We start from the raw sequence: 24,483 nt of genomic DNA on the forward strand, positions 1-24,483 counted from the left end.
ATGGCGTTCAAAGATCTGCCCAATGACAGCATCGCCAAGACCATCATCGTGGCCGTGGCGCTGTGTCTGGTCTGCTCGGTATTCGTGTCGGCATCCGCGGTGGTGCTCAAACCGCTGCAGGAAAAGAACAAGCTGCTGGATAAGCAGAAGAATATTGTTCAGGTGGCCGGCATCGACATGGCTGGCCGCAGCGTGCCTGAGGCCTTCGAACAGATCGAGGCCCGCGTGGTCGACCTGCAAACCGGCGAATTCGCCGATCAGGTTGATGCCAAGACCTACGATCATCGCAAAGCCACCAAGGACCCTGAGCAAAGCAGCGAGTTGAGCCCGGACCAGGACATCGCCAGCATCAAGCGTCGCGAACGCTATGCCACGATCTACCTGACCCGTGACAGCAGCGGCAACATCGAAAAGCTGATCCTGCCGGTGCGTGGCTACGGCCTGTGGTCAACCCTGTGGGGCTTCTTGGCTCTGGAAGGTGACGGCAACACGGTGATCGGCCTGTCGTTCTTCGAACACGCTGAAACACCCGGCCTGGGTGGCGAAGTCGACAACCCGAACTGGAAGGCCCAGTGGCAGGGCAAGGAAGTGTACGGCGACGACGGCGATGTTGAGCTGGCTCTGGTCAAGGGCGGTGTGGACGCCTCCACCCCCAACGCCGAGCACAAGGTCGATGCACTTTCCGGCGCCACCCTGACCAGTAACGGGGTGTCGTATCTGGTGAAATTCTGGATGGGCGAACAGGGCTTTGGCCCGTTCCTGCGCAATCTGACGAAAGGACAAGGCTGATGGATAACGCCAAGCAAATCGTTACCGAACCGGTTTTTGACAACAACCCGATTGCGCTGCAGATCCTGGGGATCTGTTCGGCGCTGGCCGTCACCTCGAACATGAACACTGCGGTGATCATGTGTCTGGCGCTCACGGCCGTGACCACCTTTTCCAACTTTTTTATCAGCCTGATCCGCAATCACATCCCGAGCAACATCCGCATCATCGTGCAGATGACCATCATTGCCTCGCTGGTGATCGTGGTTGATCAGGTGCTCAAGGCATACGCGTTTGATGTTTCCAAGCAGCTTTCGGTGTTTGTTGGCCTGATCATCACCAACTGCATCGTAATGGGCCGCGCCGAAGCCTTCGCCATGAAAAACCCGCCGCTACCCAGCTTGCTGGACGGCTTTGGCAATGGCCTGGGTTACAGCGTGATCCTGCTGTTCGTCGGCTTTTTCCGCGAGTTGTTTGGCGCCGGCACCCTGTTTGGCATCGAGATCCTGCCGCTGGCAAAGGACGGTGGCTGGTACGTGGCCAACGGCATGATGCTGCTGCCGCCTTCGGCATTCTTCATCATCGGCCTGTTCATCTGGGCTGTGCGTGTGTGGAAACCGGCACAAGTTGAAAAACCGGATTACCAAATCCATGCCGTGCACCGGACGGAGGTGGTCTGATGGATGCTTTGATCAATTTGTTTCTCAAGGCCGTATTCGTCGAGAACATGGCCCTGGCCTTCTTCCTCGGCATGTGCACCTTCCTTGCCGTGTCGAAGAAGATCTCGACCGCGCTGGGCCTGGGCATCGCAGTGGTGGTGGTGCAAACCATCACCGTGCCGGCCAATAATCTGGTCTACACCTACCTGCTCAAGGATGGCGCACTGGCCTGGGCAGGCCTTCCGGACGTCGATCTTTCGTTCCTGGGCCTGATCTCCTACATCGGCATCATCGCGGCGATGGTTCAGATTCTGGAAATGACCCTGGACAAGTACGTACCCGCTTTGTACAACGCGCTGGGCATCTTCCTGCCGCTGATCACCGTGAACTGCGCCATTCTGGGCGGCTCCTTGTTCATGGTGGAGCGCGATTACAACCTGGCCGAATCGATTACCTACGGGATCGGCTCCGGCGTAGGCTGGGCGCTGGCCATTACCGCACTGGCCGGGGTTCGCGAGAAGCTCAAGTACTCAGACGTGCCCGACGGCCTGCAAGGCCTGGGTATTACCTTCATTTCCGCCGGCTTGATGGCGCTGGGCTTCATGGCCTTTTCTGGCGTGCAGCTGTAAGCCGAAGGACGCAACATCATGCAAGAGATCATTCTGGGCGTCAGCCTGTTTACCGGCATCGTTCTGGCCCTGGTGGCCATCATTCTGCTCGCCCGCTCGCGCCTGGTCGCCAGCGGCAACGTGCAGATTGAAATCAACGGCGAAAAAACCATCGAAGCCCCGGTTGGCGGCAAGCTGCTGGGCACGCTGGCCGATGCCGGCCTGTTCGTACCGTCGGCCTGCGGTGGTGGTGGTACCTGTGCGCAGTGCCGGGTCAAGATTTTCGACGGTGGCGGCTCAATTCTGCCAACCGAGGAATCGCATATCACCAAGCGCGAAGCGCGTGAGGGTGACCGCCTGTCCTGCCAGGTCGCGGTCAAGCAGAATATGAAGATCGAAGTGCCTGAAGAGGTCTTCGGGGTCAAAAAGTGGGAGTGCACGGTGCGCTCAAACCACAATGTGGCCACCTTCATCAAAGAGCTGGTGCTGGAACTGCCGGAAGGCGAGAACGTCGACTTCCGTGCCGGTGGCTATATCCAGATCGAATGCCCGCCGGACGAAATCGACTACAAGAACTTCGAAGTTGAAGATCGCTTCCGCGGCGACTGGGACAACTTCAAGCTGTGGGACCTCAAGTCCAAGCCCAAGGAAGGCGCGCTGCGCGCCTACTCCATGGCCAACTACCCGGAGGAAAAGGGCATCATCATGCTCAATGTGCGTATCGCTACGCCGCCGCCGCGTCAGATGGACTTGCCGCCGGGCATCATGTCGTCCTACATCTTCAACCTGAAACCGGGCGACAAGGTCACCATTTCCGGGCCGTTCGGCGAATTCTTCGCCAAAAAGACCGGGGCCGAGATGGTCTTTGTCGGCGGCGGCGCCGGCATGGCGCCGATGCGCTCGCACATCTTCGATCAGCTGCGTCGCATTCATACCGATCGCAAGATGTCGTTCTGGTATGGGGCTCGCTCCAAGCGCGAAATGTTCTATGTCGAAGATTTCGACATGCTGGCTTCTGAGAACGACAACTTTGATTGGCATGTTGCCCTGTCTGATCCTCAGCCCGAGGACAACTGGGACGGCTACACCGGCTTCATTCATGAGGTGCTGTTCGAGAACTATCTCAAGGAACACCCGGCCCCTGAGGACTGTGAGTTCTACATGTGCGGGCCGCCCATGATGAACGCCGCCGTGATCAAGATGCTCAAGGATCTCGGTGTCGAAGACGAAAACATCATGCTGGACGATTTTGGCGGCTAAGGCACTCATGCCGATGGCCTGCGGTCCAACTGTAAACCCGGGCACAAGCCCGGGTGCAATTGGCTAAACAACAGCAGATTAGGAGTACACTGGCACCATGCTTGCGATGATTCTCGTTACCTTTGTCGTCATGATGTTGGCCGTGGCCGGCATGGCGATTGGTGTGCTGGTTCAGAACAAACCCATCAAGGGCAGTTGTGGCGGCGTCGCCAATCGTGACGGCTATGACTGCGCCTGCGCAGCCGCCGGAAAGCCTCGCATGTGCGAGCAACCCGGCAGCCAGAACTGACAAAACCACTCTGAGGGGAGTATGCGCTGATGCTTCATAAAGCCAGTGTCAGGGATTACATGGCGGCCAATCTGGTCACCTTCAAACCGCAGATGGATCTGCTCAAAGCCATCCACCTGCTGATTGAAAACGGCATTTCCGGCGCGCCGGTCACCGACAGCCTGGGCAACGTGATCGGGCTGCTGTCGGAAAAAGATTGCATCAACGCTACCCTCAAAGCCGCTTACGAGCAGCACAATCAGGGCAAGGTTGAAGATTTCATGAGCCGTGACGTGCACACCGTCGAGGCTGACGACAGCATTCTGAGTGTGGCCAAGCTGTTCATCGACTCACCCTACAAACGCTATCCGGTGATTGACGACAACCGCCTGGTCGGTCAGATCAGTCGTCGGGATGTCTTGCGCGCGATACTGGTTATCGGCCAGAACTAATCTGCGGCCCTAGCGGCCGCCCCGTGCAGGAATGCACCATGCCTCGTCCTGCCACGTCACACGCCGCCTATTACAACGCGGAGTCGTCCGCTGCCGAATGGCGCAGCATCCGTCGGTTGTGGCCTTATCTGAGGCATTTCCCCGCTCGCATCGCAGTCGCCATGGCTCTGCTGATCGGCGCCAAGCTGGCCAGTGTTGCGCTGCCCTATGTCCTCAAGCTGATCGTCGATAGCCTGGATTTAAGCAAAGCGCCGCCGGGCACGGCAGTGGCGGTACCTCTGGCATTACTGTTGGGTTACGGCGCACTGCGCTTTGCCAGCGTTGCTTTCGGAGAACTGCGCGATCTGGTTTTTGGCCGGGTGACCGAGAACGCCATGCGCCGCATCGCGTTGTCCGTCTTCACTCATCTGCACAGGCTGGATCTGGATTTTCATCTGACCCGGCGCACCGGCGGCTTGTCGCGTGACATAGAACGCGGCGTTTCCGGGGTGCGTTTTCTGCTGCGCTTCCTGCTTTTCAACATCATCCCCACCTTGCTTGAGATCGCGCTGGTCGCAGCGATCCTGCTGAGCCAATTCGGCTGGCAGTATGGTCTGATCATCGTATTCGCCGTGATCATTTACATAGCCTGGTCGGTCATCATCACCGAATGGCGCACCAGCCATGTGCGCAGCATGAATCGGCTGGATTCTCACGCCAACACACGAGCCGTGGATTCGCTGCTCAATTACGAGACCGTCAAATACTTCGGCAACGAAGATTTTGAAGCCAGCGAGTACGACAACAATTTGCGCAAGTGGGAAAACGCGATGGTGCAGGGTCGCCTATCGCTCGCCACGTTAAATGCAGGCCAGGCGGTGATCATCGCCACCGCGGTCACCGCCATGCTGGTGCTCGCAGCCCAGGGTGTCGCGCGCGAAGAGATGACGCTGGGCGATCTGGTCATGATCAATGCGTACATGATCCAGCTGTTCGTGCCACTGAATTTTCTCGGCTTCGTGTACCGTGAGATCAAGCAGGCGCTGGCCAATATGGCGCGCATGTTTGCCCTGCTGGATGAACCAGCGCGCATTGTGGATAAGCCGCAGGCTCAGGATCTTCCCGCAGGCCCGGCGACGGTTCTGTTCGACAACATCCACTTTGCCTATCGTGATGGACGCGAAGTCCTGCATGGCGTCGAATTGAGCATACCGGCAGGCCACACCGTGGCGGTGGTCGGCAGCAGCGGCGCCGGCAAATCCACACTTGCACGCCTGCTCTTTCGTTTTTATGACCCTACGCATGGCGCTATCCGCATCAACGGCGAGCCGCTGAGCGCCTATCGCCAGCAAAGTCTGCGCGCCAATATCGGCGTGGTGCCGCAAGACACTGTGCTGTTCAACGACACCATCGCGTACAACATCGCCTACGGCAAACCTGGCGCCAGTGCTGAGGAGATTCAGCAGGCCGCCAAGCTGGCTCATTTGGCTGGCTTTATTGAACAGCTGCCAGACGGCCTCAACACCCAGGTGGGTGAGCGTGGGCTCAAACTTTCCGGGGGCGAAAAACAGCGCATCGCGATTGCCCGCACCATCCTGAAAAACCCGGGCATGCTCATCTTCGACGAGGCCACGGCATCACTCGACTCGGTGTCGGAACGCGCCATCTTGAATGCGCTCAAAGACGTGGCCCAAAGCCGCACAACCTTGGTTATCGCACACCGCCTGTCCACCGTCATCGATGCCGATGAAATTGTGGTACTGGAAGACGGGCGCATTGTTGAGCGCGGTCGCCACAGCGCCCTGCTGGCTCTGGGTGGTCGCTACGCGGAGCTATGGAACCTGCAAAAACCGGCGGACTAGGCTCAGTAGTAGCCGCCGTCGTCCTGCCCGAACACATAGGTCACGGCAAATCCGGCGTCAAACATATCGACATCGTCTTTGTCATAGTGCTGGTTGTATTCGAAAGCCAGGCGCACAGCGGGGGTCAGCTGCAATTGAAGCGCGCCACCCCACGCGAAACCGCTGTCGGAGAAACTGCCGAAACTGGCATTGTCATCATCCGCCGAAGCGTTTTCAGCCCGTTTGATGTCGTAGTCGAAATCGTTGTAACCCAGGCTACCGACCAGCGCGAACGAATCACTGATCGCCAAGCGCGGTTTGAGGTAAATCCCATACAACGCATTCAGCTTGAGCTTCTGACTGTTATCAGCGTTGTCGATGTCGTCCGAATCCAGGGCCAGACCGTATTGAGCCTCAACGCCGAGGAAAGGAAACACCTGCCATCCACCGCGCAGCTGGGCCACCGTGTTATAGCCTGGCTCATCAATACGGAAACCACCGGGATCGTTGGGGCCACCCAGGCGGCGGTCAAGCAGACCGTTAACCTTGACCACATGCAGGCCACCGCCGGCATAGAAGCCGCTCGAACCTGACGACAAATCGAACCATTCGGCATGCGCCTGCGATACCGCAGCACAGCCCAAGACCAGCACGAGCGCGTGAATCTTTCCCTTCATCGTCAATCCTGTGATCAGATTGCCCGGTTCTGAATGACCCGGCGTTATAGTGTCCCCATCGCTTTGCACAGTAGGTAACGACGGAAAAATTGTCAACGTAAACACGTACAAAGCGCATTCGACGCTGTCACACAACTGACCCACAACTGTCATCTGACGCCAACACGAGCGGTTCACAATGCTGGGGCATGAAATCACGTAAAACACGTGTGGCCTACGGGGTCATGGGATATGGGCGCGGGCACGCCATGCGCAGCACGGCGATCCTGCGTGAGCTTCAACAGCGCTACCAGGTCAAGGTCTACGCCGGACCGGACGCCTATGCGGTGATGAAGGACGAGTTCGATTGTGAACTCATTCCCTGCATCCATTACCGCTACGGCAAACACGGCCGTATTGATTCGCTGAAGACCGTACGGGAAAACCTCGGCTCCACCGCCGACCTGCTTTTCGGCGGCGCCGGCACCCAGCAGATTGCGGCAAGCTGGCAGGCCTTCCGACCCGACATCGTGATCTCGGATTCCGAATCGTGGACCCATCGCATGGCCCGGGCACGCCGTATTCCCCGGATCAGCCTCGACCATGTCGGGGTCATGGCCTACTGCAAACCCAGCTTCCCCGCTGGTGACAAGCTCAACGGGCAACGAGACCGGCTGGGCTACTTGGCCATGATGGGTGTGCCCGAGTTCGCCATCGTCTCCAGCTTCTATCCGGCGCCAGTGCGTTACGACAACGTGCGGGTGGTCGGGCCAATTCTGCGTGACGTGGTCAAACAGGCCCGCATCCGCGACCGCGGCCACCTGCTGGCCTATTTCAACAAGGGTGAACACCAGTTTCACGATGGCCTGGAACAAGCCCTGCGCGCATGCGGCCGGCCGGTGATCGTGTATGGCACACCGCGCGAAGGACAGGACGGCAACCTGCTGTTCAAAGCCCCCAGTCAGGCCGGCTTTGTAGCCGACATCGCCAGCAGCAGTGCGGTGATCGCAACCGCCGGGCATCAACTCGCCAGTGAATGCCTGTGGCTGAAAAAGCCGATGCTGCTGCTGCCCGAAGATGCGGTGGAACAGCGCCTCAACGCGCACATGGTCAGCGTCATGGGAATCGGCGAAAAAGCCTCATTGAGCGATCTTACCGGCTACGACATCGAGCGTTTTCTGCGCGAGATCGAGACATATCGCAGCAACATACCGCGCTTTCGGCGCGATGGCGGCAGCGAAGCCCTGACCGCGCTGGAGCACGCCATCGAGCGCGCACTGGACCGCACGAGGACCCGACCGCGCCCGCTGTCGATCCGCACCGCACTGAGCAGCGCCGACTAAGCTAAGCCTAAAGCTTCAGTCCGGCCGCTCCAGCGACAGGCTTTCACGGCTTTCGCCGGCGATCTGACCGGCCGGATCGAAACGCCGCTCGAACATGTCGACGCGGCTCTGGCCCAGGCGCAACCAGGTGCTGTTGCGCGTGCCGTAGGCCGGCGTGCAGATGAACGGCGGGGACAAGAAGCGCTCAAACACCAGCCCCACACCGGTGTCAGGCAAGGTTGCGTCGGGGTAGGGCTCACGCCGCTGCATCAGGGCAAGCAACTCATCCGGTGGCTGCTCTGCGGCCTCCTGCACACACGCCAGACCATCGCGCACGCCCTGCAGTTTCGGCCAAGGCGTGTCGAGCAGCGCGTTGCTCAAGCCATGCGTGCCCGGCGCCACCGGCTTCGGCGTGCTGGGGTCACGGTTGCTCAGATAGATCAGACGCTTGCGATCACCCAGCAGCAGATTGAAACCCGCATAGGCCGCCAGCGGGAGCTGGGCAGCGTAGGCGTTCAAATCGTCCGGCGGAGGCTTTTTCAGGTAGTTCGCCACCAGTTCGCCACGTGATCGCAGACCTTTATCAGCCGCCGGCTCGCGGTAATTGGTCAAGGCGGCAAAGCCGCCATACCGGTTGACGCCCATCCAGGTGCCGCCGGCCTGCAGATCGCGCCCGGCCAGAATATCCGGCGCATCGGGCCAGATACCCAGCTCACGCGTCGGCCGGGCGTGCTGTTCGTCGCGATTCGCGACCACCACCAGCGGCCACTCGGCCTGCGGATTCCATTGCAGCGCGATCAGACACATGGCTCAAAACTACTCCATTAGGGTGAGAGGCATCTGCTATCATGTTGCGATGCACAAGCACAGAATCGTTATCGTCGGCGGCGGTTTCGGCGGCCTGTTCGCCGCGCGCGGACTTTGTGGCTCGGATTATGACGTCACCTTGCTCGACAAGCGCAATTTTCACCTGTTCCAGCCGCTGCTTTATCAGGTTGCCACCGGCATCCTGACGGTTGGTGACATTTCCGCGCAACAGCGTGTGGTCTTGCGCAAGTGCAAGAATGTGCGAACGCTGATGTCGACAGCCTACGACATCGATCCGCAACGCAAAATCATCCACCACGAGCGTGGTGAGCTGGCCTACGACACGCTGATTGTGGCCACCGGTGTGAAGCACCAGTACTTCGGCCACGACGAGTGGCGCCACAACGCACCCGGACTCAAAACCATCGAGCACGCGCTGGAAATGCGCCATCGCATTTTCCGTGCTTTCGAGCTGGCTGAAGGGGAAAGCGACCCGGATCGGCGCCGCCGCCTGCTCAATTTCGTTGTGGTGGGTGCCGGCCCCACCGGCGTGGAGCTGGCCGGGGCGTTGGGCGAACTGGCTCAACGCATCATGGTCGGCGACTACCGCGCGATTGATTCACGCGATGCCCGCATCACCCTGATCGAGGGCGCCGACCGCGTGCTGCCGGCGTTCGATCCGCGCCTGAGCAAGAAAGCCCAGCGTTACCTCGAGCAGCTCGGCGTGGAAGTGCGCACCCAGTGCATGGTGCAGGACATCGCGGCCGGGCGCGTTCAATTGCAGCAGGGCGAAGAGGTCGAAACCCTGGAGGCCGAGACCATACTGTGGGCGGCCGGCGTACAGGTTTCGGCCTTCGGACGGATTCTGGCCAAACGCACCGGTGAGGAAACCGACCGGGGTGGCCGTTTTCTGGTTCAGCCCGACCTCAGCCTGCCCAATCACCCAGACATTCATGTGGTGGGTGATCTGGCACATTTCAGTCTGGGCGAGGGGCGCAGCCTGCCTGGCCTGGCGCCGGTGGCCATCCAGCAAGGTGAGTACCTGGCCAAAACCTTCAAGCGGCGCCTTAAAAACAAGCCGGGCAAGCCGTTCCGCTACTTCGACAAAGGCTCCATGGCGATCATCGGCCGTTACCGCGTGGTCGGCCAAATTGGCGGCATGCGGGTCACTGGCTTCACCGCTTGGTTCTTGTGGGCAGTGGTGCATGTGTGGTCGCTGATCGAACCCGGCCAGCGCCTGTCGGTCACGCTGCATTGGCTGTGGCGATTCATGGGCCGCACCGCCGATCGCCTGATCACCGGCAACCCGCCGAAAACCTCCAACATCCTGAAAGCACGCGGGATCGATCCCAAAACCTTCGAACGCGCGCCGTAAGCGACACGTCCGCCGGGCACTTACATGCCCAGCTCCTTGAGTTTGCGGGTCAGGGTATTGCGGCCCCAGCCTAGCAGCTTGGCCGCATCCTGCTTGTGGCCACCGCTGTGCTTGAGCGCCACCTGGATGAGCAGCTTTTCGATCTGCGGAATGGCCTGATCCAGCACCCCGGTTTCGCCGCGTTCAAGCTGCGCTTCGGCCCAGTGCGCCAGGCTCAGACGCCAGTCACCACCGGCCCCGCTGGTGCCATGAATCACTTCGCCATAGCTGGCCGCCGTCTCGCCTGACAGCGGCGCATCGCCTGCAGGCTCGGCCACGCCGGCGCGCGCTGGCGGCAGATCGCCCGGCAGGTCGTCCAGATGCACTTCGGCACCCGGCGCCATCACCGTCAGCCAGCGGCAGATATTCTCCAGCTGGCGTACGTTGCCCGGCCAGGTCAACGAGGCCAGATGCTGCACCACCTCGGGACGCAGTTGCTTGCTCTCGGCACCGAGTTCACGCGCACAGGCCACCATGAAATGCTTGAGCAGCAAGGGAATATCTTCGGCGCGCTCACGCAACGGCGGCAGGCGCACACGAATCACATTGAGACGGTGGAACAGGTCCTCACGAAAACGCCCCTCGTTGACCGCGGTTTCCAGATCCTGATTGGTCGCCGCCACTACCCGCACATCAACCTTGACCGGCACATGACCACCGACGCGATAGAACTCGCCATCAGCCAGCACACGCAACAAACGGGTCTGCAGATCGGCCGGCATTTCGCCGATTTCGTCCAGGAACAGGGTGCCGCCGTCGGCTTGCTCAAAGCGGCCTTTGCGCTGTCCGGTGGCGCCGGTAAAGGCACCGCGTTCGTGGCCGAAGAATTCGGACTCCATCAAATCTTTGGGAATGGCCGCGGTGTTGATGGCAATAAAGCTGTTACGCGAGCGCGGGCTGTGAGCGTGCAGCGCCCGTGCGACCAGCTCCTTACCGGTCCCGGATTCGCCGGTGATCAACACATTGATATCGGAATGCGACAGCCGCCCAATGGCGCGAAAAACCTCCTGCATGGCCGGCGCTTCGCCAACCAGCACGGTGTTGGTCAGCTCTTCCGTGGCCGCCGGCTTTTCTTCAGCGGCCAGACGCGCGGCACGCCGCACCAGGTCAACCGCATCATCCACATCGAAGGGCTTGGGCAGATATTCAAAAGCCCCGCCCTGATACGCTGACACCGCGCTGTCCAGATCGGAATGCGCCGTCATGATGATCGCTGGCAGATCGGGCTGGACCTTCTTCAGACGCTGCAGCAGCTCGATGCCGTCAATGCCGCGCATGCGGATGTCGGTGACAACCACGTCAGGACAACCGGTTTCCAGCGCATCGAGCATTTCCACGCCGCCAGGAAAGCTCGACACCGCCATACCGGCAGCACCGAGCGCCTTTTCGAGCACCCAGCGGATACTGTCGTCGTCGTCTACAACCCAGACTTCAAGTGACATCGCTACATTCCACGGGCAGGTAAATGGAAAACGTGGTGGCGCCCGGCCGGCTGTCGCATTCGATCAGCCCGCCATGGGTGTGCACCAGGTTCTGCGCAATGGCCAACCCCAGTCCTGAACCTTCAGGCCGGGTGGTGACCATGGGATAGAAAATCTGCTCCAGCATTGCGGGAGGAATGCCCGGCCCGTCGTCGGTGACATCCACACGCAAAACGAAGCGGTGGCGCGTGCCACCAATCGTGAACTGGCGCTGTGAGCGGGTGCGAAACCGGATACGGCCTTCATCACCCACCGCCTCCAGCGCGTTAACGCCGATGTTCAGCAGCGCCTGAATCATCTGTTCAGGGTCAGCCAGCAGCTCCGGCAGGCTGGGGTCGTAATCGCGCTCGACCACAACCTGGGCGGACGCCTGGGCGCAAACCAGCTTGCACACATGCTCGACCACTTCATGAATATTGATCTGGCGCTTCTTCGGCGGCCGGTTCGGCCCCAACAAACGATCCACCAGCGCCTGCAGCCGATCCGCCTCATTGATGATCACATCGGTGAATTCGGTCAGCGATGGATCGTTGACCTGGCGCGCCAGCAACTGCGCGGCCCCACGCAAGCCACCCAGAGGGTTCTTGATCTCATGGGCCAGGCCACGAATCATCTCGCGCGAAATTTGCTGCTGTTTCCACAAGCTGTTGTCGCGACTGATACGCAACTGGCGATCACGCGGCATCAGCTCCAGCAACAATGCCCGATCAACACCGCTGCGCACCGGTGTGGCCGAAACGTCTAGCGTGATGGTGCGTCCGCCTGGACCACGCAGGCGCAGCTCACGCTCGGTAAAGCCTTCGCCGTCGGTCAGTGCTTGGGCCACCCGGCCCACAATCGGCGCCAGCAACGGCAGGGCCGTGTGCAAAGACTCGCCGCAAGCGTAGCCAGCACTAACGCCGAACAGCACCTCTGCCGCAGAGTTCATGCGGTCCACCCGCAGCTGCTGATCCAGGGCAATTACAGCCAGGGTCAGCCCATCGAGCGCTTCGACGGCGGTCAACTGTGGACGTGGGGGAGTCATGGGCATCTTCAAAGCAAATTGTTTGCCAAAAATACAGACCTGTATACGCACTACTTTGGTGCAGTATACGGGCAAAAAAACGCCCCCATACGGGGGCGCTTATGTTTCGACGACCCAACGCGGTGCGTGCACCGCGCTGGCGCAGCCCTGTTACAGGCTGTAGTACATGTCGAACTCGACCGGATGCGTGGTCATCTTCAGACGCGTGGTTTCTTCGCTCTTCAGCTCGATGTAAGCATCGATCAGATCGTCTGTGAAGACACCACCGCGGGTCAGGAATTCGCGGTCCTTGTCCAGTTCGGTCAACGCCTGGTCGAGGCTGAAGCACACCTGCGGGATGTTCTTCTCTTCTTCCGGCGGCAGATCGTACAGATCCTTGTCCATGGCATCGCCCGGGTGGATCTTGTTCTGGATACCGTCCAGGCCAGCCATCAGCAGCGCTGCAAAGGCCAAGTACGGGTTTGCAGTGGAGTCCGGGAAACGCACCTCGATGCGACGCGCCTTCGGATTGGTGATGTACGGAATGCGGATGGAGGCCGAACGGTTACGCGCGGAGTAAGCCAGCATGGTCGGTGCTTCAAAGCCCTTGACCAGGCGCTTGTAGGAGTTGGTGGATGCGTTGCAGAACGCATTCAACGCCTTGGCGTGCTTGATCACACCGCCGATGTAGTACAGCGCGGTTTCCGACAGACCACCGACACCGTCGCCGGTGAACAGGTTGGCGCCGTCTTTGCCCAGCGACATGTGCACATGCATACCGTTGCCGTTGTCACCAACCAGCGGCTTGGGCATGAAGGTGGCGGTCTTGCCGTAACCGGCAGCGACGTTCTGGATCGCGTACTTGAGGATCAGAACTTCGTCAGCCTTCTTCACCAGAGTGTTGAACTTGACGCCAATTTCGCACTGACCAGCGGTAGCCACCTCATGGTGGTGCACTTCGGTTTCAACGCCCATTTCCTCGATCGCCAGACACATGGCGGAACGCAGGTCATGCAGCGAATCCACCGGCGGCACGGGGAAGTAACCACCCTTGACGCCCGGGCGGTGACCCAGGTTGCCATCGGTGTAGACCTTCTCGGTGTTCCAGGAGGCTTCTTCGGAATCGATCTTGTACGAGGCACCCGAGATATCGGCGCTCCATTTGACGTCATCGAACACGAAGAATTCGTTTTCCGGACCGAAGAAGGCGGTGTCGGCGATGCCGGTCGACTTCATGTAGGCCTCGGCGCGCTTGGCCAGGGAGCGCGGATCACGCTCGTAGCCCTGCATGGTGGCCGGCTCGATCACGTCGCAACGCAGGTTCAGCGTGGTCTCTTCGGCAAACGGGTCGATCACGGCGGTTTCAGTGTCCGGCATCAGGATCATGTCGGACTCATTGATGCCCTTCCAGCCGGCAATCGACGAACCATCGAACATCTTGCCTTCTTCGAAGACGTCTTCGTCGATGGTGTGAGCCGGAACAGTGACGTGCTGCTCCTTGCCCTTGGTGTCTGCAAAGCGGAAGTCGACAAACTTCACGCCCTTCTCTTCGATCATTTTCATTACGTCGTTAGCCGACATGCTTTTCTCCCGTTTGGTGAGATTAAAATTCGTGCCGCGCGCCGGGCTCCCGGCAACCTCGCAGTGTACACCGTAAAAGTTGCCGCACGCCGTTACGCTGGCCACAGGCTTGAAAGCGAACCCGTTTGGTGCATTAAGCATATTGCGTGCCAACTTTGGGGCATCGCAAGTCACTGAGTTCCCTTGATCTGCACAGCCAAGTGGCCCGATCAGCGCACCATAAAAGAGCGCTCATGGCCCAAACGCGCCATAAAGCACCAATTTGGTGCGCAACGGATCTGCTACGGGACCGGCCCGACAATCCTCACCCTTGTTAGAATGGGCGTTTTCCCCGAACAGATAAGCCCATGAGCGCTCCGAGCTTCGCCGAGCTCATCGCCACCCTGCAGGATTTTTGGGCCCGGCAGGGCTGCGTGATTCTTCAACCCTTGGACATGGAGGTCGGTGCCGGCACCTTCCACCCTGCGACCTTCCTGCGCTCAATCGGCCCGGAACCGTGGAAAGCCGCGTACGTGCAGCCGTCACGCCGCCCGACCGACGGCCGTTACGGCGAAAACCCCAATCGCCTGCAGCACTACTACCAGTTTCAGGTTCTGCTCAAGCCCTCGCCGGATAACATTCAGGAGCTCTACCTGGAGTCGCTCAAAGCGCTCGGCTTTGACCTGCTTACCCACGACGTGCGCTTCGTCGAAGACAACTGGGAATCACCCACGCTGGGCGCCTGGGGCCTGGGCTGGGAAGTCTGGCTGAACGGCATGGAAGTCACCCAGTTCACCTATTTCCAGCAGGTCGGCGGCCTCGAGTGCCGTCCGGTTTCCGGTGAAATCACCTACGGCCTGGAGCGCCTGGCCATGTATATCCAGGGCGTGGACTCGGTCTACGACCTGATCTGGGCGCGCGATGGCGACAACGTAACCACCTACGGCGACGTGTTTCACCAAAACGAGGTCGAGCAATCGGCGTACAACTTCCTGCACGCCGACACCCAGGTTCTGTTTCAGGCTTTTGATGACGCCGAGCGCATGTGCAACAACCTGATCGAAAAATCCTTGCCGCTGCCGGCCTATGAACAGGTCCTGCGCGCCTCACACAACTTCAACCTGCTGGATGCGCGCTCGGCCATCTCGGTCACCGAACGCCAGGCTTACATTCTGCGCGTGCGCGCTCTGGCTAAAGCCTGCGCTGAAGCCTACTACGCGGCGCGCGAGGCCCTGGGCTTCCCCATGGCCAAGCAGTCGGAGGGCCAAGCATGAGCCAGCACGATCTGCTGATTGAAATCGCCTGCGAGGAACTGCCCGCACGCTTCATGGCGCCGCTGGCCGACGCCCTGCTTGACAGCTTCAGCAACGGGCTGAAAACCGCCGGGGTCAGCTTTGGCGCGACCCGGCGCTTCGCCACGCCGCGGCGCATTGCCGCCCTGCTGCGAGATGTCGCCAGCATGCAGCCTGACCAATCGGTCGAGCGACGCGGCCCTGCGGTTGCTGCCGCCTACCGTGACGGTCAGCCGACCAAAGCGGCCGAAGGCTTTGCTCGCGGCTGTGGCGTTACGCTTGAGCAGCTCAGCACCATCGAGACCGACAAGGGCGAGTACCTGTACTACGCCAGCACGCAACCCGGCCTGCCCTTGGCCGAACTGTTGCAAGGCCTGTTCGATGAAACCCTCAAGCGCATGGATGAACTGGTCCCCAAACGCATGCGCTGGGGTGCCGGCGATGCCAGCTTCGTACGCCCGGTGCACAGTCTGATCGCGCTGCATGGCGACAGCGTTCTGCCGCTTCAGGCCTTTGGCCTGCACGCCGACCGCACCACCTGCGGACACCGCTTCCACGCACCCGACACGATCACGCTGAAGCAGGCCGGTGACTATGAACAGGCGCTGGAACAGGCGTTCGTGCTGGCTGATGCAGCCAGCCGCAAAGCCAAGATCCGCAAGCAGGTCGAAACCGTCGCCCAGGGTCGCGCCCTGATCGACGAAGGCCTGCTGGATGAAGTGACCGCGCTGGTGGAATGGCCAGAACCGATTCTGGGACGTTTTGACGAGGAATTCCTGCAACTGCCGGAAGAGGTTATTGTCACCACGATCCAGGAACATCAGCGCTATTTCCCGGTATATGACGACAAAGGCGCGATCAGCCCCGAGTTCGTCACCGTCGCCAACCTGCGCAGCCGCGATGCCGCCCAAGTCACCGCCGGAAACGAAAAAGTGGTCCGGCCGCGCCTGACTGACGCCCTGTTCTTCTGGCAACAGGATCTCAAAACCGATGTCAGCGTGTGGCTCGACAAGCTGACCAAAGTGACCTACATCAAAGGCCTCGGCAGTCTGGCCGACAAAACCCAGCGCATGCAGGCGCTGGCTGCACGGCTCGCAGCAGCCTTCTCGGTGGAGCCAACGCTAGCCGCCAGGGCCAGCGAGCTGGCCAAGGCGGACCTGGCCAGCATGGCGGTGTACGAGATGCCCGAGCTGCAAGGCATTATGGGCGGCCACTACGCACGCCATCGCGGCGAAGCCGACGCCGTGGCCCAGGCGATTGCACAGCACTATCAGCCGGAAGGCCCTGACGATGCCATTCCGAGCGCCCCGCTTGGCGCCGTCACCGCGCTGGCCGACAAGCTGGACACCTTGATCTGCCTGTTCTCGCAAGACGAGTTACGCCCGACCAGTTCGAAAGATCCGTATGGCGCACGCCGCGCGGCTCTGGGGGTGATCCGGATTCTGGCCGGCTTCAATGCGCAGCTGCCGCTTGATGCGCTGATCGATCAAGCCGGTCAGGACAGCACGCTGCACAAACTTGGTGCACCAGCCCGGGACGAGTTACTCAAATTCCTGCGCGACCGACTGCGCGTCTGGCTCGGCGCCCAGGGCTTTGATGCGCGCATCATCGAAGCCGTACTTAGCGGCCACCAAGCGCTGAATGTCACCGACAGCCTGCAACGCTGTCAGGCGCTCAAGGACATGCAGGACAATCCCGCGTTCGAGCAACTGGCCGCAGCCAACAAGCGTATTCGCAATATCCTCGGCGACAACCGCGATCTGAAGAGCAATCCCGAGGCGCTGATCGAAGCCGCAGAACAGGCCTTGCAGCAGGCCTTGCAAACCAGCCAGGCGCCGTTCGAGCAGGCTTTGTCGGCACGTGATTATGTCGGCGCCATGAATGCGCTGGCCGAATTGTCCGCACCGATTACCCAGTTCTTCGACGAAGTGCTGGTCAATGCGGACGATGACACGCTACGCCAGGCGCGCCACGCACTGCTCGAGGTCTTTGCCCGCCGTTGCAGCGCACTGGCGGACTTTGCCGCACTCAGCAGCGGCTAAGACAGGCGCCCCCGGCTGGCCTTTATCACTTGGGCGGGCCGCGCCTTGCGCACGCGGCTTCAGCCAGCCTGTTGGGGGCACCTGATCGTATTGCAGGGCAAGGCCCCTAGGGGCGTCCAGTTCGGGTGACCGAGGTCACCGGCTGATCACACTTCGTGAATGAAGCGTTCACGCTCGAAGCGGAACTGACGATGATAAAGACCATCGTCGGCGCGTCGCCCAGCGGCCACAATCATCACGATGAAGGCATCACGCGGCAACGGCACGATCTTGCGCACGCGGGCATCGTCGTAGCCTTCCATGGGGCAGGTGTCGTAACCGTGGGCGCGAAACGCGAGCATCAGGTTTTCCGCCGCCAGCGCAGCTGTTTTGCACGCCCACAGCTGCATATCGGTACTGCTGTTGGGCCAGCGCGGCGCCGGTGAGCGGATACCGGTGACATCGCGAATCAACTTCTTCAGACGCCCGAACGGATCCAGCGGCAAGGTGCCGTAGTGCACTCGGGTACCAACGGTGTAGTACTTCTCGACAATCCGCGGCACGGTTTCTTCCGGCCAGTAGTCAAGCATTTCCGCACTGTGCTGTTTCCAGGTGCGAGTGCGCCCGCACACCACGATCAGCTCCGCGGCGGTTTTAGCCGCATTCTGGTTCAAACACGCCGGACCCAGGGCTTTTTTCTTGTCGGGCGACACCACCCGATAGAAATCCCAGGGCTGCAGATTGGACGAGTTGGGCGCCAGCAGGGCCATGTCCAGACAATCATGAACGATGTCGTCGGGAATCGGCTCGTCGGTAAACCGGCGCACCGAACGCCGCGTGGTCACGACCTTGCGGAATTCCTCAACGTCGATTTCAGGCAGCGGCGGTGCGGTGTAACGACTCATTTGGACAGAAACCCGGCGAGACGCTCGGCGCTGTCATCCAGCGCATAGATGCGCGCGTTCTCGTAGGCCAAGCCGGCATCCAGCGACGCCCCTTGAGTCCGCCGATACAGGTCCTTGTATGCGGCCAGCGCCTGCGCACTGTTCGCGGCAATACGCTGACACAGCGCCGCCACATGATCGTCCAGCGCATCACGTGGCACAGCATCACAAGCCAGGCCGATAGTCACCGCTTCTGCGCCTTTGACGGTGCGCGCGGTGAACGACAATTCGCGGGCGCGCTGGGCGCCGACTCGTTGCGGCAGACGCTGGCTCATGCCCCAACTCGGACGCAGCCCCCACTTGGCATGGGTATCACCAAAACCGGCTTCCTCGGCGCAGACCAGCAAGTCGCAGGCCAGGGCCAGCTCCAGGGCACCGGTGTAGCAATGACCGTTGACCTTGGCGATAACCGGTTGCGGCGCGTTCTCGATCGCATCGATGAGGCGCCGCGCCGGGGCATCCAGAATCTCGCCGACCGACCCGTTAACCAACTCGACCTTGCCCAGGGCCTTGAGATCCACACCCGCCGAGAAAGCCTTGCCGGCGCCGGTGATGACGATGACTTTGATCGCCGCATCGCTCGCCAGCGCACGCACATGGTCACCGGCCACGCTGAGCATGTCCGGGGTCAGCGCATTCATCGCATCCGGGCGATTGAAAATCAGGGTGGCAACGGCATCGTCGCGCTCAAGCAGCACAGAGCTCACAGGCATGGTCCTTGGGGATACAGGCCCACGATTGTAACCAAGCCGGCTTAATCCTGAACCTGGATGCGCTGGCGGTTCTTTTCGAAGGTTTTAACCCCGATGTATGGCACATTCTGGATCTCATCCGGCGAACGAAACGGCCCATGCGCCTCGCGGTAGCGCACGATGCGGTCGGCCAGCACACTACCGATACCACTCAACTCCTCGTCCAGACGCTCGCGGCTGGCGGTGTTGATGTTGACGGGCGCAGCCCAAACCCAGGTGTGAATCAGCACCGCCAACAGCATGCTTATGAATCGCCCCATGGCGACACCTCAAAACAGGAAAGCTCATGCACGGTTACGCGGATTCACTGAAAATCCGGACACGCTCGCCCATGGATGACGCCTTGGTCGATCTATGATTCAATGCGGAAAGTCCTCTTTCCTGTTTCATTTCGCTCACCCGAACATCCCGGAGACTGCGCTCATGCCGAAACGGCAACGCGATGTACAAGGCCTGGGGCTGGCGGCGCTCAACCGCCTGGCCGGCTCCAAGGCGCTGGACAGGCTTGGCCTCAAAAAGCCTACGGAGAAAGCCCTCTATCAAGCCAGTCGTACGGGCTTCAAAGTGGCCGGCACAGCCGGACGCCAGTTCAAGGCGGTCAAGAACCTGCTCAGCCCGGCGCGCATGGAAAACCACCAGCCCACCGATCTGTTCGATCTGACACCAACAGAAGAGCAGGCCATGGTGGTCGAGTCGGTGCGCCGCTTCGCCGAACAAGCCTTGCGCCCGGCCGCAGAGGATGCCGAAAAACACAGCGAGATCGCCGAAGAGGTCTGGAGCGGCGCGTTCGAACTGGGCTTAAGCCTGATGGCGGTGCCGGAAGCATTGGGCGGCGCCGGCAGCGAACGCTCACCGATCAGCTCTGCGCTGGTTGCCGAAGCCCTGGCCTGGGGCGACATGGGTCAGGCGCTGGCGCTGATGGCGCCGGTTGGCGTGGCCAATGCCCTGGCCGCCTGGGGCAACAGCGACCAGCAGATGCGGTATCTGGCCGCATTTGCTGAAGATGATCCACCTGACGCGGCACTGGCCCTGCTCGAGCCCACCGCGCTGGCCGACCCCACGCGCCCTGCCTGTCACGGCCTACGGGACGGCAACAGCGCGCACTGGCGGATCAGCGGTGAAAAAGCCCTGGTGCCGCTCGGTCCGTTCGCCGATCTGCTGGTCGTCAGCGCCGATCTGGAAGGCCTTGGCCCACGGCTGGCGCTGATCGAAGGCGACAGCCGCGGGCTCAGCGCCACACCCGAACCGGCCATGGGCCTGCGCGCCGCCAGTCTGGGCCGGGTTGTTCTGGATCAGGTGCGCATCGCCGAAAGCGACATCCTGGGTGATGAGCAGGCCTTTCAGCAGGCCATCGCACTGGCCCGGTTGGGCTGGTGTGCGCTGGCTGTTGGTACCTGCCAGGCGGTGCTCGACTACGTGATTCCCTATGTCAACGAACGCAAGGCGTTTGGCGAGCCGGTCAGCCATCGCCAGGGCGTGGCCTTTACCGTGGCCAACATGGGCCTGGAGCTGGATGCCATGCGCCTGATGATGTGGCGCGCCACGGCGCGTGCAGAACAGGGCCAGGACTTCCAGCGCGAGGCCGCGCTGGCCCACCGCTACTGTGCCGACAAGGCCATGCAGATCGGCAGCGACGGTGTGCAGATGCTGGGCGGACACGGCTACGTCAAGGAACATCCGGTGGAGCGCTGGTACCGCGACCTGCGCGCCATTGCCAATCTGGAAGGGGGGCTGCTGCTGTGATACGTCTCGAAGAACCACGCAAATTCCGCATGCTGGTGCACCAGGCCAACCAGGTCGCCAGCGAAATCTTCCGCCCCAACTCGCGCAAGTACGACCGCGCCGAACACGATTACCCCAAAGAACTCGACATGCTGTCGGCCTTGATGGACGGCATGAATGACGGCGGCGACCGCGGTGCCGGCACCGCCGGCCTGGCCCGCGCGGCCGCGGACAGCGATGGCATCGTTAATGGCGCCAACATGAGCACGGTGCTGGGGCTGATCGAGCTGTGCTGGGGTGATGTCGGTCTGGCCCTGTCACTGCCACGCCAGGGGCTGGGCAATGCGGCCATTGCTGCGGTGGCCAACGACGAACAGAAAAAAGCCCTGCGCGGTTGCTGGGCCGGCATGGCCATCACCGAACCGGGCTGCGGCTCGGATTCAGCCGCCATCCGCACCACCGCGGTGCGCGATGGCGACGAATTCGTGATCAATGGCGAGAAGATTTTCGTGACCGCCGGCCAACGCTGCGACCACGTGGTGGTGTGGGCCTCGCTCGATCCCAAAAAAGGGCGCGCGGCGATCAAATCCTTCGTCGTATCCAAGGACAACCCGGGCATGAAGGTGCTGCGTCTGGAGCACAAGCTGGGCATCCGTTCATCAGATACGGCAACCATCGTGTTCGAGAACTGCCGGGTGCCGCGCAGCGCTTTGCTGGGCAGCGAAGAGATTGACACCAAACAGGGCTTCGGCGGGGTCATGCAGACCTTCGACAACACCCGCCCGGTGGTCGCCGCCATGGCGATCGGCGTGGCCCGGGCAGCGCTGGAGCGCACCCGTGAACTGCTCGAACAGGCCGGACTTTCGCCCGCGGACTACGCCGCCGACCGCTGGCGCATGCCTGCAGCCGTCGCCACCTTCCATGAGCTGGAAGCCGAATGGGAGGCCGCCCGCCTGCTGACCCTGCGCGCGGCGTGGATGGCCGACAACGGCCAGCCCAATTCATTGCAGGCCTCGATGAGCAAGGCCAAAGCCGGGCGCATGGCCACCCAGGTCACGCTGAAATGCGCCGAGCTGGGCGGTGCGCTGGGCTATTCCGAAGATGAGCTGCTGGAAAAATGGGCGCGCGACTCCAAGATTCTCGACATTTTCGAAGGCACCCAGCAGATTCAGTTGCTGATCGTTGCCCGTCGGCTGCTCGGCAAGTCTTCCGCTGAACTGAAATGAAGCCAGACAGATGCTGCGTTTGACGCACCGCAGCATCACTTTTAAAATCCGACAAGTCTTGTTGTCTGATTGGCGGCGCGGGATACTCGCCCGCCAGTCCGTATCGCGGTAACGCAACCGTTTCCACCGCGATCTGAACCCTACCCAATCCGCCCACATCCCTACGGGGGAGCATCATGAGCGACTTTCTTCTGCGCCTGGCCGAGCAGCCGGCAACCCGTTCCCTGATCAAGTCCATCGGCCTGCCGACGCCACAGAAACTGGCCCGTGCTTCAGGCGCCTACGCTGACGAACCGCTGGCCGGCCGTCGCGTGCTGTTTGGCGCAAGCCAGGGCGCTTTTGCCGCCAACACGGTGGAAAACGCCCTCAAGGATGCGGGCGCCGATCTGGACAAATCCGCACCCACCACTCTGGGCGACGAACACAAATTCAACGCCCTGGTGTTTGACGCCACCGGCCTGACCGGCGCGTCCGATCTGCGCCAGCTGTACGATTTCTTCCACCCGGTGATCCGCAAGATCAAAGCCAACGCGCGCATTGTGGTGCTGGCCCAGAACCCGGCCACCGCAGCCGACGTGCACAGCAGCACCGCAGCCCGCGCCGTGGAAGGCTTTGTCCGCTCCATGGGCAAGGAAATCGGCAAGAAAGGCGCAACCGCCAATCTGATCAACGTGCAGAAAGGCGCGGAGAAATACAGCGTTGGTCCGCTGCGCTTCTTCCTGTCGGATCACTCGACCTATGTCGACGCCCAGGCCGTCACCGTGAACAAGCCGAAGAAGGCACCGACCAAGATTGCCTACAGCCAGGCTCTGGCCGGCAAGACCGCGCTGGTCACCGGTGGTGCACGCGGTATCGGCGCGGCAACCGCAGCGCGACTCGCCGCTGAAGGCGCCAAAGTGGTGGTGCTGGATATCCCGGCAGATGCCGAGACCCTGCAGGCCACGGCTGACCGCATCGGCGGCGAAGCCCTGGCCCTGGATATCACCGGTGCCGACACGCCGCAAGCCATTGTTGACTACTTCAGCAGCAAGGGCGGCCTGGACATCGTGGTCCACAACGCCGGCGTGACCCGCGACAAGACCCTGGCCAACATGAAGGAGAAGTTCTGGGACATGGTCCAGGCAATCAACCTGGAAGCCATTCTGCGGGTTGACGATGCACTGCTTGAAGCCGGCACCCTGAACGATCACGCCCGCGTGGTCTGCCTGTCGTCGATCGGCGGCATCGCCGGCAACATGGGCCAGACCAACTACGGCGCAACCAAAGCCGGCCTGATCGGCTATGTGGCTGCACGTTCCGACGAGCTGGCTGCCAAGGGCATCATCTTCAACGCCGCCGCACCGGGCTTCATCGAGACCCGCATGACGGCCGAAATGCCGCTGATGATTCGCGAAGCCGGTCGTCGCATGAACTCGATGTCGCAGGGCGGCCTGCCGGAAGATGTGGCCGAACTGATCTGCTTCCTGTCCACGCCGGGTGCCGCCGGTATCGCTGGCAACGTGGTGCGGGTCTGCGGTCAGAGCCTGATCGGGGCTTAAGCCCGGGCCGGCCTGCGCCGGCACGCCAGATACAACGGCGGGCCCAGTGCCCGCCGTTTTTGTATGCGTCAGGCTTGCTCGCGCTGACGCCTTTCCTGTTCCAGGGTGTGCTGCAGATGCCCCAGCACGCTCTGCATCTGTTCCAGCTGGGTTTGCAGCTCGGCAATCTGTTGCTCGGCCGTGTCCGGCTCATCCTGCTCGGCAAAACGCGCCCGCACCTCATGGATACGCTGCATGGCATCCACGATCACGGCGATGAACAGGTTCAGCACGGTGAAGCTTGAAACCAGAATGAACGGCACGAAAAAGGCCCAGGCCCAAGCGTGCACCTCGATCACCGGGCGGGCGATACCCATCGACCAGCTTTCCAGGGTCATCACCTGGAACAGGGTATAGAGCGAAGCACCCAGCGAGCCAAACCACTCCGGAAAAGTCTGCCCGAACAGACTGGTGGCGATGATCGCGAAGACGTAGAACACCAACACCAGCAGACCGAAGATGGACACAATCCCGGGCACCGCATGGAGCAGGGATTCGACGATGTTGCGCAGGGTCGGCACCATGCGGACCAGACGCAGCAGACGCAACACGCGCAGCACCGAGAACGGCCCGGAGGACGGCACCAGAGCCACCGCGACCACCAGGAAATCGAACACGTTCCAGGCATCGCGCCAGAAACCCCAGCCCCGCGCATACAGCTTGGCCGTGACTTCCAGGGTGAACACCGCAAGGATGAGCATGTCCAGGCCGTGCACCCACAGGCCCACGCGGCCCATGACCACAGTTGAGGTTTCCAGCCCCAGGGTCACGGCATTGATCAGAATAAGAACGACGATGGCCGCCTGAACGCGGCTATTGTCGAGGAAAGCGCGCAGGCGCTGGCGGGAGAACAGGGCGGCAGACACGAAGC

At 61.3% G+C, this 24,483-nt stretch carries 23 protein-coding genes; 14 read left to right on the forward strand and 9 right to left on the reverse strand.

Annotated elements, in window-relative coordinates; genetic code table 11:
• From ATO7_RS06580 to ATO7_RS06610, 7 genes are all read left to right on the forward strand, one after another.
• Entirely contained in the window at nucleotides 1-789 is a 789-nt protein-coding gene (locus ATO7_RS06580; protein WP_083560677.1) for a Na(+)-translocating NADH-quinone reductase subunit C, read from the forward strand.
• Nucleotides 789-1,448, forward strand: a complete 660-nt coding sequence (locus ATO7_RS06585; protein WP_083560679.1) for an NADH:ubiquinone reductase (Na(+)-transporting) subunit D — start codon at nucleotides 789-791, stop codon at nucleotides 1,446-1,448. Before ATO7_RS06580 ends, ATO7_RS06585 begins: the two co-directional genes overlap by 1 nt.
• Nucleotides 1,448-2,056 (forward strand): NADH:ubiquinone reductase (Na(+)-transporting) subunit E, encoded by a 609-nt coding sequence (nqrE, locus tag ATO7_RS06590; RefSeq protein WP_083560682.1) that lies wholly within the window; start codon nucleotides 1,448-1,450, stop codon nucleotides 2,054-2,056. The genes ATO7_RS06585 and nqrE overlap by 1 nt, the downstream gene beginning before the upstream one ends.
• 18 nt (nucleotides 2,057-2,074) lie before the next feature.
• Entirely contained in the window at nucleotides 2,075-3,295 is a 1,221-nt protein-coding gene (nqrF, locus tag ATO7_RS06595; protein WP_083560684.1) for an NADH:ubiquinone reductase (Na(+)-transporting) subunit F, read from the forward strand.
• A gap of 97 nt (nucleotides 3,296-3,392) precedes the next feature.
• Nucleotides 3,393-3,584, forward strand: a complete 192-nt coding sequence (nqrM, locus tag ATO7_RS06600) for a (Na+)-NQR maturation NqrM (protein ID WP_146680181.1) — start codon at nucleotides 3,393-3,395, stop codon at nucleotides 3,582-3,584.
• A gap of 29 nt (nucleotides 3,585-3,613) precedes the next feature.
• Nucleotides 3,614-4,015 carry a CBS domain-containing protein gene (locus ATO7_RS06605; RefSeq protein WP_083560686.1) on the forward strand — a complete coding sequence of 134 codons (402 nt, stop codon included), beginning with the start codon at nucleotides 3,614-3,616 and terminating at the stop codon, nucleotides 4,013-4,015.
• Nucleotides 4,016-4,053: 38 nt separating this feature from the next.
• Nucleotides 4,054-5,856: an ABCB family ABC transporter ATP-binding protein/permease gene (locus tag ATO7_RS06610; RefSeq protein ID WP_083561035.1), complete on the forward strand. Its 1,803-nt coding sequence runs from the start codon at nucleotides 4,054-4,056 to the stop codon at nucleotides 5,854-5,856.
• A gap of 2 nt (nucleotides 5,857-5,858) precedes the next feature.
• Here the strand turns inward: ATO7_RS06610 and ATO7_RS06615 are convergent, their stop codons facing one another.
• The gene (locus ATO7_RS06615; RefSeq protein ID WP_158523079.1) at nucleotides 5,859-6,512 is read right to left on the reverse strand and encodes an outer membrane beta-barrel protein; all 654 of its coding nucleotides are present in this window, start codon (nucleotides 6,510-6,512) and stop codon (nucleotides 5,859-5,861) included.
• 188 nt (nucleotides 6,513-6,700) lie between these two features.
• On the opposite strand from ATO7_RS06615, the gene ATO7_RS06620 reads away from it, so the two are divergent.
• Nucleotides 6,701-7,834 carry a glycosyltransferase family protein gene (locus tag ATO7_RS06620; protein WP_083560690.1) on the forward strand — a complete coding sequence of 378 codons (1,134 nt, stop codon included), beginning with the start codon at nucleotides 6,701-6,703 and terminating at the stop codon, nucleotides 7,832-7,834.
• Between the two features lie 15 nt (nucleotides 7,835-7,849).
• Here ATO7_RS06620 and ATO7_RS06625 read toward each other — a convergent pair whose 3' ends face one another.
• Entirely contained in the window at nucleotides 7,850-8,620 is a 771-nt protein-coding gene (locus tag ATO7_RS06625; RefSeq protein WP_083560692.1) for an NRDE family protein, read from the reverse strand.
• A 49-nt stretch (nucleotides 8,621-8,669) separates the two neighbouring features.
• Here ATO7_RS06625 and ATO7_RS06630 point away from each other — a divergent pair, with 49 nt between their 5' ends.
• Nucleotides 8,670-9,995: an NAD(P)/FAD-dependent oxidoreductase gene (locus tag ATO7_RS06630; protein ID WP_083560694.1), complete on the forward strand. Its 1,326-nt coding sequence runs from the start codon at nucleotides 8,670-8,672 to the stop codon at nucleotides 9,993-9,995.
• 20 nt (nucleotides 9,996-10,015) lie between these two features.
• Here the strand turns inward: ATO7_RS06630 and glnG are convergent, their stop codons facing one another.
• From glnG to glnA, 3 genes are all read right to left on the reverse strand, one after another.
• On the reverse strand, nucleotides 10,016-11,476 hold the full coding sequence (gene glnG, locus ATO7_RS06635) for a nitrogen regulation protein NR(I) (RefSeq protein WP_083560696.1): 1,461 nt from the start codon (nucleotides 11,474-11,476) through the stop codon (nucleotides 10,016-10,018).
• Nucleotides 11,466-12,539: a nitrogen regulation protein NR(II) gene (glnL, locus tag ATO7_RS06640; RefSeq protein WP_146680183.1), complete on the reverse strand. Its 1,074-nt coding sequence runs from the start codon at nucleotides 12,537-12,539 to the stop codon at nucleotides 11,466-11,468. The genes glnG and glnL overlap by 11 nt, the downstream gene beginning before the upstream one ends.
• A gap of 150 nt (nucleotides 12,540-12,689) precedes the next feature.
• Nucleotides 12,690-14,099, reverse strand: coding sequence for a glutamate--ammonia ligase (glnA, locus tag ATO7_RS06645; protein ID WP_083560700.1), 1,410 nt, complete (start codon nucleotides 14,097-14,099; stop codon nucleotides 12,690-12,692).
• 347 nt (nucleotides 14,100-14,446) lie between these two features.
• Here glnA and glyQ point away from each other — a divergent pair, with 347 nt between their 5' ends.
• Both glyQ and glyS read left to right on the forward strand, forming a co-directional pair.
• Nucleotides 14,447-15,352 carry a glycine--tRNA ligase subunit alpha gene (glyQ, locus tag ATO7_RS06650; RefSeq protein ID WP_083560702.1) on the forward strand — a complete coding sequence of 302 codons (906 nt, stop codon included), beginning with the start codon at nucleotides 14,447-14,449 and terminating at the stop codon, nucleotides 15,350-15,352.
• Entirely contained in the window at nucleotides 15,349-17,412 is a 2,064-nt protein-coding gene (glyS, locus tag ATO7_RS06655) for a glycine--tRNA ligase subunit beta (protein WP_083560704.1), read from the forward strand. The genes glyQ and glyS overlap by 4 nt, the downstream gene beginning before the upstream one ends.
• A gap of 146 nt (nucleotides 17,413-17,558) precedes the next feature.
• Here the strand turns inward: glyS and ATO7_RS06660 are convergent, their stop codons facing one another.
• From ATO7_RS06660 to ATO7_RS06670, 3 genes are read right to left on the reverse strand one after another with little or no spacing between them, the layout of a single operon-like run.
• Nucleotides 17,559-18,296 (reverse strand): nitroreductase family protein, encoded by a 738-nt coding sequence (locus ATO7_RS06660; protein WP_083560706.1) that lies wholly within the window; start codon nucleotides 18,294-18,296, stop codon nucleotides 17,559-17,561.
• Nucleotides 18,293-19,048 (reverse strand): enoyl-CoA hydratase/isomerase family protein, encoded by a 756-nt coding sequence (locus ATO7_RS06665; RefSeq protein WP_206044807.1) that lies wholly within the window; start codon nucleotides 19,046-19,048, stop codon nucleotides 18,293-18,295. Before ATO7_RS06665 ends, ATO7_RS06660 begins: the two co-directional genes overlap by 4 nt.
• Nucleotides 19,049-19,089: 41 nt before the next feature.
• The gene (locus ATO7_RS06670) at nucleotides 19,090-19,347 is read right to left on the reverse strand and encodes a ComEA family DNA-binding protein (RefSeq protein ID WP_083560708.1); all 258 of its coding nucleotides are present in this window, start codon (nucleotides 19,345-19,347) and stop codon (nucleotides 19,090-19,092) included.
• 163 nt (nucleotides 19,348-19,510) lie between these two features.
• Between ATO7_RS06670 and ATO7_RS06675 the strand changes: the two genes are divergently transcribed.
• From ATO7_RS06675 to ATO7_RS06685, 3 genes are all read left to right on the forward strand, one after another.
• On the forward strand, nucleotides 19,511-20,830 hold the full coding sequence (locus tag ATO7_RS06675) for an acyl-CoA dehydrogenase family protein (protein WP_083560710.1): 1,320 nt from the start codon (nucleotides 19,511-19,513) through the stop codon (nucleotides 20,828-20,830).
• Complete coding sequence (locus tag ATO7_RS06680) at nucleotides 20,827-22,035, forward strand: acyl-CoA dehydrogenase family protein (protein WP_083560712.1); 1,209 nt, start codon at nucleotides 20,827-20,829, stop codon at nucleotides 22,033-22,035. The genes ATO7_RS06675 and ATO7_RS06680 overlap by 4 nt, the downstream gene beginning before the upstream one ends.
• A 176-nt stretch (nucleotides 22,036-22,211) precedes the next feature.
• Complete coding sequence (locus tag ATO7_RS06685) at nucleotides 22,212-23,573, forward strand: 3-oxoacyl-ACP reductase (RefSeq protein WP_083560713.1); 1,362 nt, start codon at nucleotides 22,212-22,214, stop codon at nucleotides 23,571-23,573.
• Between the two features lie 68 nt (nucleotides 23,574-23,641).
• Here ATO7_RS06685 and ATO7_RS06690 read toward each other — a convergent pair whose 3' ends face one another.
• Nucleotides 23,642-24,466 (reverse strand): ion transporter, encoded by an 825-nt coding sequence (locus ATO7_RS06690; RefSeq protein ID WP_240499440.1) that lies wholly within the window; start codon nucleotides 24,464-24,466, stop codon nucleotides 23,642-23,644.
• Nucleotides 24,467-24,483: the final 17 nt, after the last annotated feature.

Origin of the sequence: Oceanococcus atlanticus, assembly GCF_002088235.1 — a bacterium.
Lineage (GTDB): Bacteria > Pseudomonadota > Gammaproteobacteria > Nevskiales > Oceanococcaceae > Oceanococcus > Oceanococcus atlanticus.

What these genes read in the sequence shown, in the direction of transcription:
- ATO7_RS06585 (WP_083560679.1), top strand. Translation starts at nt 789, where the DNA reads ATGGATAACGCCAAGCAAATCGTTACCGAACCGGTTTTTGACAACAAC.
- ATO7_RS06605 (WP_083560686.1), top strand. Translation starts at nt 3,614, where the DNA reads ATGCTTCATAAAGCCAGTGTCAGGGATTACATGGCGGCCAATCTGGTC.
- ATO7_RS06675 (WP_083560710.1), top strand. Translation starts at nt 19,511, where the DNA reads ATGCCGAAACGGCAACGCGATGTACAAGGCCTGGGGCTGGCGGCGCTC.
- ATO7_RS06660 (WP_083560706.1), bottom strand. Translation starts at nt 18,296, where the DNA reads ATGAGTCGTTACACCGCACCGCCGCTGCCTGAAATCGACGTTGAGGAA.
- ATO7_RS06620 (WP_083560690.1), top strand. Translation starts at nt 6,701, where the DNA reads ATGAAATCACGTAAAACACGTGTGGCCTACGGGGTCATGGGATATGGG.
- glnG (WP_083560696.1), bottom strand. Translation starts at nt 11,476, where the DNA reads ATGTCACTTGAAGTCTGGGTTGTAGACGACGACGACAGTATCCGCTGG.
- nqrE (WP_083560682.1), top strand. Translation starts at nt 1,448, where the DNA reads ATGGATGCTTTGATCAATTTGTTTCTCAAGGCCGTATTCGTCGAGAAC.
- glyS (WP_083560704.1), top strand. Translation starts at nt 15,349, where the DNA reads ATGAGCCAGCACGATCTGCTGATTGAAATCGCCTGCGAGGAACTGCCC.
- ATO7_RS06670 (WP_083560708.1), bottom strand. Translation starts at nt 19,347, where the DNA reads ATGGGGCGATTCATAAGCATGCTGTTGGCGGTGCTGATTCACACCTGG.
- nqrM (WP_146680181.1), top strand. Translation starts at nt 3,393, where the DNA reads ATGCTTGCGATGATTCTCGTTACCTTTGTCGTCATGATGTTGGCCGTG.
- nqrF (WP_083560684.1), top strand. Translation starts at nt 2,075, where the DNA reads ATGCAAGAGATCATTCTGGGCGTCAGCCTGTTTACCGGCATCGTTCTG.
- glyQ (WP_083560702.1), top strand. Translation starts at nt 14,447, where the DNA reads ATGAGCGCTCCGAGCTTCGCCGAGCTCATCGCCACCCTGCAGGATTTT.
- ATO7_RS06630 (WP_083560694.1), top strand. Translation starts at nt 8,670, where the DNA reads ATGCACAAGCACAGAATCGTTATCGTCGGCGGCGGTTTCGGCGGCCTG.
- ATO7_RS06665 (WP_206044807.1), bottom strand. Translation starts at nt 19,048, where the DNA reads ATGCCTGTGAGCTCTGTGCTGCTTGAGCGCGACGATGCCGTTGCCACC.
- ATO7_RS06615 (WP_158523079.1), bottom strand. Translation starts at nt 6,512, where the DNA reads ATGAAGGGAAAGATTCACGCGCTCGTGCTGGTCTTGGGCTGTGCTGCG.
- glnA (WP_083560700.1), bottom strand. Translation starts at nt 14,099, where the DNA reads ATGTCGGCTAACGACGTAATGAAAATGATCGAAGAGAAGGGCGTGAAG.
- ATO7_RS06610 (WP_083561035.1), top strand. Translation starts at nt 4,054, where the DNA reads ATGCCTCGTCCTGCCACGTCACACGCCGCCTATTACAACGCGGAGTCG.
- ATO7_RS06625 (WP_083560692.1), bottom strand. Translation starts at nt 8,620, where the DNA reads ATGTGTCTGATCGCGCTGCAATGGAATCCGCAGGCCGAGTGGCCGCTG.
- ATO7_RS06685 (WP_083560713.1), top strand. Translation starts at nt 22,212, where the DNA reads ATGAGCGACTTTCTTCTGCGCCTGGCCGAGCAGCCGGCAACCCGTTCC.
- glnL (WP_146680183.1), bottom strand. Translation starts at nt 12,539, where the DNA reads ATGACTCCCCCACGTCCACAGTTGACCGCCGTCGAAGCGCTCGATGGG.
- ATO7_RS06580 (WP_083560677.1), top strand. Translation starts at nt 1, where the DNA reads ATGGCGTTCAAAGATCTGCCCAATGACAGCATCGCCAAGACCATCATC.